At 70.8% G+C, this 11,361-nt stretch carries 9 protein-coding genes and 2 pseudogenes; 5 read left to right on the forward strand and 6 right to left on the reverse strand.

Features of this window, described 5'->3' with window-relative positions:
• On the forward strand, window positions 1-128 hold a 128-nt coding region (locus BGO22_RS14155; RefSeq protein ID WP_286851400.1), incomplete at its 5' end, for a Fe-Mn family superoxide dismutase.
• Between the two features lie 301 nt (window positions 129-429).
• Window positions 430-2,666, forward strand: a pseudogene (locus tag BGO22_RS14160) (NADP-dependent isocitrate dehydrogenase).
• A gap of 60 nt (window positions 2,667-2,726) precedes the next feature.
• Here the strand turns inward: BGO22_RS14160 and BGO22_RS14165 are convergent.
• Window positions 2,727-3,176 carry a DUF192 domain-containing protein gene (locus tag BGO22_RS14165; RefSeq protein WP_070398285.1) on the reverse strand — a complete coding sequence of 150 codons (450 nt, stop codon included), beginning with the start codon at window positions 3,174-3,176 and terminating at the stop codon, window positions 2,727-2,729.
• 137 nt (window positions 3,177-3,313) lie between these two features.
• Here BGO22_RS14165 and icd point away from each other — a divergent pair, with 137 nt between their 5' ends.
• Entirely contained in the window at window positions 3,314-4,570 is a 1,257-nt protein-coding gene (gene icd, locus BGO22_RS14170) for an NADP-dependent isocitrate dehydrogenase (RefSeq protein ID WP_070398286.1), read from the forward strand.
• Between the two features lie 10 nt (window positions 4,571-4,580).
• Here icd and BGO22_RS14175 read toward each other — a convergent pair whose 3' ends face one another.
• From BGO22_RS14175 to BGO22_RS14185, 3 genes are all read right to left on the reverse strand, one after another.
• Window positions 4,581-5,654 carry an FUSC family protein gene (locus BGO22_RS14175; protein ID WP_070398287.1) on the reverse strand — a complete coding sequence of 358 codons (1,074 nt, stop codon included), beginning with the start codon at window positions 5,652-5,654 and terminating at the stop codon, window positions 4,581-4,583.
• Window positions 5,645-6,283: a uracil-DNA glycosylase family protein gene (locus BGO22_RS14180; protein WP_070398710.1), complete on the reverse strand. Its 639-nt coding sequence runs from the start codon at window positions 6,281-6,283 to the stop codon at window positions 5,645-5,647. The genes BGO22_RS14175 and BGO22_RS14180 overlap by 10 nt, the downstream gene beginning before the upstream one ends.
• A 188-nt stretch (window positions 6,284-6,471) precedes the next feature.
• Window positions 6,472-6,747, reverse strand: coding sequence for a hypothetical protein (locus tag BGO22_RS14185; protein WP_070398288.1), 276 nt, complete (start codon window positions 6,745-6,747; stop codon window positions 6,472-6,474).
• A gap of 137 nt (window positions 6,748-6,884) precedes the next feature.
• Between BGO22_RS14185 and BGO22_RS14190 the strand changes: the two genes are divergently transcribed.
• The gene (locus BGO22_RS14190) at window positions 6,885-7,181 is read left to right on the forward strand and encodes a hypothetical protein (RefSeq protein WP_286851397.1); all 297 of its coding nucleotides are present in this window, start codon (window positions 6,885-6,887) and stop codon (window positions 7,179-7,181) included.
• Window positions 7,182-7,617: 436 nt separating this feature from the next.
• Here BGO22_RS14190 and rpoN read toward each other — a convergent pair whose 3' ends face one another.
• Both rpoN and BGO22_RS14200 read right to left on the reverse strand, forming a co-directional pair.
• Entirely contained in the window at window positions 7,618-9,072 is a 1,455-nt protein-coding gene (gene rpoN / locus BGO22_RS14195; RefSeq protein ID WP_070398289.1) for an RNA polymerase factor sigma-54, read from the reverse strand.
• 257 nt (window positions 9,073-9,329) lie between these two features.
• Window positions 9,330-9,791: a hypothetical protein gene (locus BGO22_RS14200; protein ID WP_070398290.1), complete on the reverse strand. Its 462-nt coding sequence runs from the start codon at window positions 9,789-9,791 to the stop codon at window positions 9,330-9,332.
• Window positions 9,792-9,923: 132 nt separating this feature from the next.
• Here BGO22_RS14200 and BGO22_RS14205 point away from each other — a divergent pair.
• Window positions 9,924-11,361, forward strand: a pseudogene (locus BGO22_RS14205) (hypothetical protein); the annotation flags it as partial.

Genomic DNA, 11,361 nt, shown 5'->3' on the forward strand with positions numbered 1-11,361 from the left:
CGCTGCTGACGGTGGACGTGTGGGAGCACGCCTACTACATCGACTACCGCAACCTGCGCCCCAAGTTCGTCGAGACCTTCCTCTCCAACCTGGTGAACTGGAAGTTCGCCGAGGCCAATTTCGCCTGATTCCATCTGGCAGCAGGCCACCCCGAACAGGGCCCGGAGAGCGATCTCCGGGCTTTTTTTTCGGCCGCACGGCAAAGAAAGTCCGAGACAAGCCTGAGTCTTATAGAAGACTTACGAAAAGAATCGCGTTTCGCGGATAGAATTTTGTATTGTGATAGCGCATTGCAAATGACGTGAAAAGCACGTAGCCTGTGGCGCGCTGTTGCAGCGAACGCCTCAAGCGCCATCCCCGCCCATCCCATCCGGTGGCGGGTCGCAGGTCGGCGGCATGACCTCTGTTTTTTGACCAAAGAGAGACAAGATGAGCACCCAACAACCCACCATCATCTACACCCTGACCGACGAGGCCCCGCGCCTGGCCACGGCATCGTTCCTGCCCATCGTGCGCGCGTTTGCCGCCCAGGCCGGCATCAACGTGGCCGAGAGCGACATCTCGGTGGCCGGCCGCGTCCTGGGCCAGTTCCCCGAAGCCTTGAGCGAGGCGCAGCGCGCGCCCGACAACCTGGCCGAACTGGGCCGGCTCACGCTGCGGCCCGAGGCCAACATCATCAAGCTGCCCAACATCAGCGCCTCCGTGGCCCAGCTCAAGGCCGCCATCAAGGAGCTGCAGGACAAGGGCTACAAGGTGCCCGACTTCCCCGAAAACCCGGCGACCGAGGAAGAAAAGGACATCCGCGCGCGCTACAACAAGTGCATCGGCAGCGCGGTGAACCCGGTGCTGCGCGAGGGCAACTCCGACCGCCGCGCGCCCAAGGCCGTGAAGGAATACGCGCGCAAGAACCCGCACAGCATGGGCGAGTGGAGCCAGGCCTCGCGCTCGCATGTCTCGCACATGCACCATGGCGACTTCTACCATGGCGAAAAGTCGATGACGCTGGACAAGGCGCGCGACGTGAAGATGGAACTCCTCACCAAGAGCGGCAAGGCCATCGTGCTCAAGCCCAAGGTCAGCCTGCTCGACCGCGAGGTGATCGACAGCATGTTCATGAGCAAGAAGGCGCTGCTGGCCTTCTATGAAAAGGAAATCGAGGACGCGCGCAAGACCGGCGTGATGTTCTCGCTGCACGTCAAGGCGACGATGATGAAGGTCTCGCACCCCATCGTGTTCGGCCACTGCGTGCGCATCTTCTACAAGGAGGCGTTCGAGAAGCACGGCAAGCTGTTCGACGAACTGGGCATCAACGTCAACAACGGCATGGTCGATCTGTACAACAAGATCGCCACGCTGCCGCAGAGCCAGCAGGACGAGATCAAGCGCGACCTGCACGCCTGCCACGAGCACCGCCCCGAGCTGGCCATGGTCGATTCCGCCAAGGGCATCACCAACTTCCACTCGCCCAACGACGTGATCGTCGATGCCTCGATGCCCGCCATGATCCGCAACAGCGGCAAGATGTGGGACGCCAACGGCCGCCTGAAGGACGTGAAGGCCGTGATGCCCGAATCGACCTTCGCCCGCATCTACCAGGAGATGATCAACTTCTGCAAGTGGCACGGCGCGTTCGACCCCAAGACCATGGGCACCGTGCCCAACGTGGGCCTGATGGCCCAGCAGGCCGAGGAGTACGGCAGCCACGACAAGACCTTCGAGATCCCAGAGGACGGCGTGGCCAACATCACCGACCTGGCCACCGGCGAGGTGCTGATGAGCCAGAACGTGGAGCAGGGCGACATCTGGCGCATGTGCCAGGTCAAGGACGCCGCGATCCGCGACTGGGTGAAGCTCGCCGTGAACCGCGCGCGCAACTCCGGCATGCCCGTGGTGTTCTGGCTCGACCAGTACCGCCCGCACGAGAAGGAACTCATCACCAAGGTGAAGATGTACCTGCACGAGCACGACACCACCGGCCTGGACATCCAGATCATGAGCCAGGTGCGCGCCATGCGCTACACGCTGGAGCGCGTGATCCGCGGCCTGGACACCATCAGCGCCACCGGCAACATCCTGCGCGACTACCTGACCGACCTGTTCCCGATCATGGAGCTGGGCACCAGCGCCAAGATGCTGTCCATCGTGCCGCTGATGGCCGGCGGCGGCATGTACGAAACCGGCGCGGGCGGCTCGGCGCCCAAGCACGTGCAGCAGCTGGTGGAGGAAAACCACCTGCGCTGGGACTCGCTGGGCGAGTTTCTGGCGCTGGCCGTGTCGTTCGAGGACCTGGGCCTGAAGAACAACAACGCCCGCGCCAAGCTGCTGGCCAGGACGCTGGACGCCGCCACCGGCAAGCTGCTCGACAACAACAAGGGCCCAGCCCCAAGACCGGCCAGCTCGACAACCGCGGCAGCCAGTTCTACCTGGCGATGTACTGGGCCAAGGAACTGGCCGCGCAGACCGAGGACAAGGAGATGGCGGACAAGTTCGCCCCCCTGGCCAAGGCACTGGCGGACAACGAGCAGGCCATCGTCAAGGAGCTGACCGAGGTGCAGGGCAAGCCGGTCGACATCGGCGGCTACTACAAGCCCGACTTCAAGAAGCTGGAGACCGTGATGCGGCCCAGCGCGACCTTCAACAAGGTGCTGGCCTCGATGAAGGCCTGAGCCCGGGTGGGCCGCCCGCCAGGGGCCCGCACGAAGAGGCCGCCGGATCCGGCGGCCTTTTTATTTGCCGAAGGCCTGTCCGCTCAACCGCGCGCCGGCCTGGATGCCGCGCTTCTTGAACCAGCCCTGGTGCATCTCCAGCACGTAGCGCACCGGCTTGTCCGAGCAGTGCGAGTCCAGGCTCTGCGGCTGCATGTCCGCCAGGTTGACGATGGTGCCGTCGTCGGCCACGAAGGCCGCGGTCAGCGGCAGCAGGGTGTTCTTCATCCAGAAGCACTGGGTGGCGGCCTGCTCGAACACGAAGAGCATGCCTTCGTTGGCCGGCATCTCCCGGCGGAACATGAGGCCGATGGTGCGCGCCTGCGGCGTGGCGGCCACCTGCGCGTGGATGAGGTGCATGTTGGCCGACAGGCTGATGCGGGGCAGGTTGAGCTGCGGGCCGTCCTGGGACCAGGCCGGGCCCGAGGCCAGCAGGCACAGGCCAAGCAGTCGGGTGAACAGGGCTTTCATGCGGCGTGTGGGGGCGGTGACGAGGGGGCTTGCATTGTCTGCCATCGGGGCAGGGCGGGCCAGGGCGCCCGGCGAAAGGCCAGCGTCTAGAATTTCCGGTCCCCCTCTCTCATTCGCCACCCGGAACGTTCCCCGACATGACCCAGCACATCAAGGTGCCGCCACAAGGCCAGAAGATCACCGTCCGAGCCGACCTGTCGCTGCAAGTGCCTGATGAGCCGATCGTGCCGTACATCGAGGGCGACGGCGTGGGCGTGGACGTCACGCCGGTGATGCTCAAGGTGGTCGACGCGGCGGTGGCCCGGGCTTACGGCGGGCGCCGCAAAATCCACTGGATGGAGGTCTACGCGGGCGACAAGTCGGTGAAGGTCTATGGCCCCGGGGTCTGGCTGCCCGAGGAAACCGTGGCCGCGCTCAAGGAGTGCGTGGTCTCCATCAAGGGGCCCTTGACCACGCCGGTGGGCGGGGGCATCCGCTCGCTCAACGTGACCCTGCGCCAGGAGCTGGACCTGTACGTTTGCCTGCGCCCGGTGCGCTACTTCAAGGGCGTGCCCTCGCCGCTGAAGGAGCCCGAGAAGACCAACATGGTCATCTTCCGCGAGAACTCGGAAGACATCTACGCCGGCATCGAATACGAGGCCCGCTCGGCCAAGGCTCAAAAGCTCATCCGCTTCCTGCAAGACGAGATGGGCGAGACCACCATCCGCTTTCCCGAGAGCTCGGCCATCGGCGTCAAGCCGGTGTCCATCGAGGGCACCGAGCGCCTGGTGCGCCAGGCGATCCAGTACGCCATCGACCACGACAAGCCCAGCGTGACGCTCGTGCACAAGGGCAACATCATGAAGTTCACCGAAGGGGGCTTTCGCGAGTGGGGCTACGCGCTGGCCCAGCGCGAGTTCGGCGCGGCGCCGATCGACGGCGGTCCCTGGTGCCGCCTGCAGAACCCGAAGACCGGCCGCGACATCGTCGTCAAGGACGTCATCGCCGACGCCTTCCTGCAGCAGATCCTGCTGCGCCCGGCCGAGTACGCGGTGGTCGCCACGCTCAACCTCAACGGCGACTACATCTCCGACGCGGTGGCCGCGCAGGTGGGCGGCATCGGCATCGCGCCGGGCGCGAACATGAGCGACTCCGTGGCCTGCTTCGAGGCCACGCACGGCACGGCGCCCAAGTACGCGGGCAAGGACTACGTGAACCCGGGTTCCATGATCCTATCGGCCGAGATGATGCTGCGCCACATGGGCTGGAAGGAAGCCGCCGACCTGGTCATCGCCTCGATGGAAAAGGCCATCCTGTCCAAGAAGGTCACCTACGACTTCGCGCGCCTCATGGACGGCGCCTCGCAGGTGAGTTGCTCGGGCTTCGGACAGGTGATGATCGAGCAGATGGAGTGAGCGGTGCGGCTCAGCGCGGCGGGCCCTGGGGCCGCAGCCGCCGCAGGCCGGCGCCGACCGCCGCGCGGACGCGCGGGCTGTGCAGGCAGGCCGCGCCCACCAGGCCCAGCGTGGACCCGACCACGGTGTCCAGCAGGCGGGCCTGCATCAGCGGCTGCGGCGCCGCCACGAAACCCTGTCCCGCCTCCGCCAGCAGCAGCGCCAGCGGTGTGATGAAGACGGCCGCCAGCCCGTAGTGGCGCACCACCAGGGTTTCGATCACCAGGGTCAGCGCCGTGACCACGGCGGCCACGGTCCATGGCCCCAGCGGCAGCTGGACGATGCCGAGGAACACCAGCAGGCCGAGCGCGGTGCCGAGGGTGCGCTGCACCTGCCGCGTCCAGGCCGCGCGCAGCGACGCGCCCTGAATGATGGCCAGGCAGCTCACCGGCACCCAGTAGGGCCGGTCCAGCTGCAGGGCGTGCGCCGCCAGCAGCGACAGGCCGACGAACCCGCCGATCATCACCGAGTCCACCACCACGTGGTCGAACCCCGGTTGCGCGGGCGCGCTCGGCGCCGGCACGCCGTGCCGGCTCATGATGTGCAGGCTGTAGAAGAAGGCGATGGCGACGGCCAGCACCGTGCCCAGCGCCACGGCCCCCACCTGGAGGATGGCGTCGCGCCCATGCACGGGGCTGTAGGCGCCGATCGCCGCGGCCATGACGAAGAACAGGCTGCCGGGTGGGGGGGCAGCGTAGAAGCGGCAGACCATGGTGACGAGCACGGTGATGAGCACGAGCAAGGGCACCACCAGCGGCGGGACCAGGTGCCCCAGCAGGCCCAGCGCGTAGCTGCAGCCCATGCCGAAGGCGCAGGCCATCAGCCAGGCCATGCGGTGGGCCAGCCGCGTGGCGGGCAGGTGCAGGAAGACCAGACCGCCCAGCGAGCCGGCCAGACCCAGGCCCAGCTCGCCGTAGGCCGCGCCGATGAAGATCGGCAGGCCGCTGGCGAGCGCGGCGGCCACCGGCATTTCCCAGGGCCGGTCGCTGCGGTTCACGCGCGCCAGCTGGCGCCATTCGTTGAGCAGAAAAGGCTTCAGGGCCATGGGTTCCTCGCCGGCGGTCGTGCCAGCGCGGCGGCCACGCGCGCGCGCAGGGCCGGCAGCACCTCATGCTCGAACCAGGGGTTGTTGCGCAGCCAGCGGTTGTTGCGCGGGCTGGGGTGGGGCAGGGGCAGCAGGCCAGGGCCGCAGTCGCGCCAGGCGCGCACCGTCTCGGTCAGCGTGGCGCGGGCCGCCGGTCCCAGGTGCCAGGCCTGGGCGTGGCGGCCGACCGCCAGCACCAGTTCCACCCGTGGCAGCTGAGCCAGCAAGTGGGCGCGCCAGGCCGGGGCGCATTCCGGGCGGGGCGGCAGGTCACCGCCCGGGCCGGTGCCGGGGTAGCACAGGCCCATGGGCAGCAGGGCCACGGCGCGCGGGTCGTAGAAGGTGCGGGTGTCCACGCCCATCCAGTCGCGCAGGCGCTCGCCGCTCGGGTCGTCGAAGGGAATGCCGCTGAGGTTCACGCGCCGCCCCGGCGCCTGGCCCGCGACCAGGACGCGGGCCGTGGCACCCAGCTGCAGCACCGGCCGGGGCGGATGCGGCAGCCGGTCCGCGCAGAGCCGGCAATGGCGCACCTCGCCGAGCAGGCGTTCGAGGGCGCTCGCGGAGGGAGAGGGTGGGGTGCGCGAAGCCATGGCGGACCGGAAGGCGCCCATTGTCGCGCCCAGGCGACGATGGGCGCGCCGGTGGGGCGCGGCCGAGCGCGCGGGCGCGCGCATCGCGCGGCAGTGCCGCCGCCAGGTGCGTCAAGGCGCACTGGGGCGGGTGGAGGAAACACCCCGCGCTGGCGAGCGGGGGCGTTCCGGCGGGGCGCGGACCGGGGTCAGCGCTGCTGCTGGGAAGGGCCGCCGCGTTGACCGCCCTGGCCACCCTGCTGGCCGCCTTGCTGGTGGCGCGGGCTGTCCTCGGCGCGCTGCTGCTCCTGCTTGCGCGGGCTGGGGCTGTCGTCCGGGCGCGGCTGGCCGGCCTGGTTGCGGTTCTGATTCGGGTTCTGGGGGTTCTGGTTCTGCTGCTGGGACGGGTTCTGTTGCGCCTCCTGCTGCTTCTGTCCCGCGCTGGGGTTTTGCTGGTTCGGGTTCTGGTTCTGCTGGTTCGGCATGTCGATCTCCTGGGGTTGATGAAGCCGTCGCCAACGCGGCGCCGACAGACCGGTGTTGGCAATCCCCGTGCCCATCGCACGCGCCGGGGACGCGGCACGCGGCTTGCCCGCGCCGGTGTCTTTGCAGGAGGTCCGACATGCCCAAGCCCCCTTCACCGCGCCGTGACGCGGCGGTGCCCCGCGCCGCACCGCGACGGTCCGTCAACACCGGCCAACCACCGCTGACGCCGGGCGCCGGTCCCCGGCCGCGAAACGAAGCCCTCGAATTGCCGCACGAGCGCGACGAAGGCCTGCGCGCCACCCGGGCCGAGCCCGATCCGGTGATCGAGCAGGCCGGGCGGGACCTTGAATCGGGCCAGGTGGACACCGACCTGCGCGCCACACCGGGCCTGGACGCGCGGCGCCGCGAGGCGCTGCTGCGCCGGGGCGCCTGAGGCCCTGGTCGGCCGCCGGCCGGGCATGGCGCTTGCCGGGAATCGTCAGGCCGGCAAGACACGCTGGCGCATTCATTTCACACAGCAAGGAGCGCGTGATGGCACAGCACGAACCTGAAGAAACCGGCCGCTCCCAGGGCGGCGAGGCCCCGGGGGCGGACCAGCACCCCTATGGCGGTCGGGGCGGCTACGGGCGCACGCCCGGCCAGGTGGAGCGGGAGGACGAGCGGCGCACCCAGCCCCCGTCCCCGCCGGGTGCCGGCCGTGGCCCGACCGGGGCCCCCAACCCGGAGGGCCCATCGAACGGGACAAAGGACAGGGTTGCCAGCGGCTCGCGCGGCCGCTGAACACTTGGCGGGCCCGCCTTCGTGGGCCCATTGGCCGGCCCCCGCGCCGGCCTTTTTTCGGGGCCGGCCTCCGCGCCGCGGTGGCCGCCTCAGCCGTGCCGGCGGCGCTTGTCCACCGGCTCGATGCGCAGCAGCTGCCGGTACTTGGTGACGGTGCGCCGCGCCACCACCAGGCCCTGGGCGGTGAGCTGGCGCGTGATGTCGGCGTCCGACAGCGGGCGCGCCGGGTTCTCGGCCTGGATGATGTCGCCGATCAGCCCGCGGATGGCGGTGCCCGAGCAGGCGTTGCCGGCCGCGCTGACCATGGGCCGCGAGAAGAAGTACTTCAGCTCGAACACGCCCAGCGGCGTGGCCATGTGCTTGTTGTTCGTCACGCGCGAGACGGTGGACTCGTGCACGCCGACTTCCTCGGCGATCTCGCGCAGCACCAGCGGCTTCATGGCCATGGGGCCGAACTCCAGGAAGTGGCGCTGGCGCCGCACGATGGCCCGCGCCACGTCGAGGATGGTGGAGAAGCGCTGCTCCACGTTGCGCAGGGTCCAGCGCGCGTCCTGCAGCTGCTCACCGAGCGCGCCGCTGCTGCGGGTCCGGTGGCGCTGGTACAGCTCGGCATAGACCTGGTTCAGGCGCACGCGCGGCACCACGGCGGGGTTGAGCTGCACCGACCACTGGCCGCGCTGTCGGCGCACGATCACGTCCGGCACGATGTAGTCGACGCGCGAATCGCCGACGCGCCAGCCGGGCCGCGGGTCCAGGTGGCGGATGCGGTCGACCACGGCTTCCACGCGGCGCAAGGGCTCGCGCAGCGTGGCGGCCAGGCCGGGCACGTCGCGCGCGGCCAGCGCCTGCAGGTGCTCACCCACAATGCGCTCGGCCAGCGCGCGGCAGGGGCCGTCCTCCATCTGCCGCACCTGCAGCAGCAGGCATTCGCCCACGCCGCGCGCGGCCACGCCGACGGGCTCCAGCGACTGCACCAGCCGCAGCGCGACCAGCATCTCGGCCGGGGCCGCGGGCGGTGTGCAGGGCACCAGGCCGGCGATCTCCTCCAGCGGCGTGCGCAGGTAGCCGTCGTCGTCCAGTGACTCGACCACCGCGCGCGCCAGGGCCAGGTCGCGCGGCGTCAGGGCCATCACGTTGAGCTGGCCGTGCAGGTGCATGGCCAGCGTGGTGGCACTGGCCGTGAGGTCCATGGCCGTGGCGTCGCCGTCGCCGGTGGGACGCAGTGGCGAGCCGCCGTCGTTGATCCACAGCTCGCGGTCGTCGGTGCCGCCGATCGGCCCGCTGTCCCAGGCGTCGTTGGAGGCCTCCGTCCGGGGGGCGGAGCCGTCTTCGCCGTCCGGGGTCTCGGCCGGCGCAGTGGCCGGGTCGCTGTCGTCCTCGCTTTCCAGGAAGGGGTTGTCGCCCAGCTTCTGGCGCACCAGCGCCGCGAAGTCCAGCGAGGACATCTGCAGCAGCTGCACGGCGCGCTGCAGGCGCGGCGACAGCGCCTGTGTGGGCGTGGGGGCCTGCAATGGCCGGATCTCGTTGCGCAGCGCAAGTCCCATGGAACCTCCTCTGGTGTGTGGGGGCGCCGCCCGCCGGCGCCGGAAGCGCCTGTGTCGCAAGGCCTGTGCCGCCGCCGGCCGACGGTCGGTCGATCGGCGCGCAAGCCGCGCCGTGCCTGGCGTTGCGGCGGCAGTGGCAGCGCTCGAGTGGCCCGCCGGGCGGCGCCGAAGGGACGAATCTGCCGCCCCGGGCGCGCGAATTGCCGCAAAAGCTGCAGACCGCTCGATCGCCTGCTCAGTGCCTGCTCAGTGCCGGCTCAGTCGGGCGCTTCGTCCTGCAGCCAGGCGGCGCGCCGCTCGGCCAGCTCGGTCTCCAAAAGGGACCGCTCGCCCCCGTTCAGTCGGGGCCACACGTGGTGCCGCTGCCAGGCGGCGTGCGTGCGCAGCGCCTGCGCCAGCGCGCGCGCCTCGCGTTCGGTGTGCGCCTGATCGCTCACGCGGGTGGCCAGGCGCTCCACGCGGGCCAGCAGATCGGCGAGCTGCGATTCGGTTTCGCCGCGCAGGGCCGGGGCGGGCAGACGCGGCAGCACCTCTTCTCGTTCGAAGTCCACGATGGCGCGCACGCGGCCACCGATGCGGCCCAGGCGCGCGCCCAGGTCGGTGGGGCCGGTGCCGTCGTCCACCAGCCGTTCATATTCGGCGAACAAGCGCTCGAGGCGGTCGAATTCCTGTTCCAGCGCGGGCAGGGGCGAGGGGGTGGCGGTAGGGGTGGCGTTCATGGCCAGTGCCGGCAAACGGCGCACCCGTGGCGCACCCGGGTAGGCGCGCGATTTGCCCGTGGGCGTCAGAAGAACAAAAGAACCCTTTTCGCTATGGCTCTGCGCGTTCGCCTGATCCTTCTGGTCCTGGCCGTGTTGCTGCCCGTTCTGGGGGCGGTGGCCTGGGCCACGCTGGCGTCCTGGCGCTCGGGCCAGGCCGCGCTAGAGCGTCAGGCCAGCGAGGACGCGCGCGCCCTGAGCCGCGCGATCGACCGCGAATTCACCCGCTACGGCGCCATCGCGCGCGCGCTGGCGGCCTCGCCGCTGCTGGACCGTGCGCCGCGCCTGAGCGAGCCGGAGCGCGCCGCCTTCGACCAGGGCGTGCGCCGCGCGATCGGCGGCTCGCCGGTGTCGGTGGAGCTGCTCAGCGCATCGGTGCGCTGGCTGGACACCCGACTGCCGGTGGGCGCGCCACCGAGCCGCCGCGCCCCGGGGACCACCGCGCTGGTGTCCTCATCCGGTGTGCGCGCGCTGGACGTGGGCGACGGCCTGGCCTGGGTGGAGCCGGTGTTTCGCCAGGGGCCGGGTCCGGCGATGAACCTGCGCCTGGTGATGCCGCCGGCCGAACTGCAGCGGCTCATGGACCAGCGCCCCTTGCGCGAGGGTTGGGGGACGCTGCTGCTCGATCCGCGCGGGCGGGTGGTGGCGCGCCGCCCGGCGCCGGTCGCGGGCGAAGCCGAGCGCTCGCTCGACGGCCTGATCCGCGAGAGCCTGGCGGGCCGGGGCGAGGGCCGCTTCGCCCTGCGCACGCCCGCGGGCGTGCCCTTGCGCGTGCACTTCAGCCGCACGCCGCAGGGCTGGACCGCGCTCACCACCGTGCCGCGCGCGCCGCCCCAGCCGGCGTTCGCCAGCGGGCCCGGTGGCCCCCTGCTGGCCGCGCTCGCGCTGCTGGCCCTGGCGGTGGCCGGGGCCGGGTGGGTGGCGCGCGCCGAGTTGCGCCGCCAGTTGGCCGAGGCGGTGGAGCGCGCGCGCCAGGCCGAGCGCGGGGACGCCGGCCGCGAGCGGGTGGAGGCGCTGGGGCGCCTGACCGGGCGCGTGGCGCACGAGTTCAACAACCTGCTGGGCGTGATCAGCAACAGCGCCTACCTGATCCAGCGCCAGGCCACACAGCCGGCGCTGGCCATGCCGGTGGCCGCCACACTGCGCGCGGTAGAGGCCGCGAGCCGGCTCACGCAGCAACTGCTGCGTTTCGGCGCGCGCCGGCGCGCGCGGCCCCGCACGCTCTCGCTGAGCGAATGGCTGCCCGAGCGGCGCGACCTGCTGGGCGTGGTGTTGGGCCGGCGCGTCGAGCTGCGCATCGAGGTGCCCGACGAGGAACTGAACGTCTGGGTCGACCCCGACGAGCTGGAGCTCGCGCTGATCAACCTCGCACTGAACGCGCGCGACACGCTGTCCGAGGGCGGTCGGGTGTGGGTCGGTGCCGAGCGCGCGAGCGCGGCGCTGTCGGCGGACCTGCCGGACGGCCGCTACCTGGGCATCGCGCTGCGCGACAGCGGGCCGGGCACGGAGGCCGCGGGGGGCTCGCACGCGT

Origin of the sequence: Hydrogenophaga sp. 70-12 (genome assembly GCF_001897365.1) — a bacterium.
GTDB classification, from domain to species: Bacteria; Pseudomonadota; Gammaproteobacteria; order Burkholderiales; family Burkholderiaceae_C; genus Hydrogenophaga; species Hydrogenophaga borbori.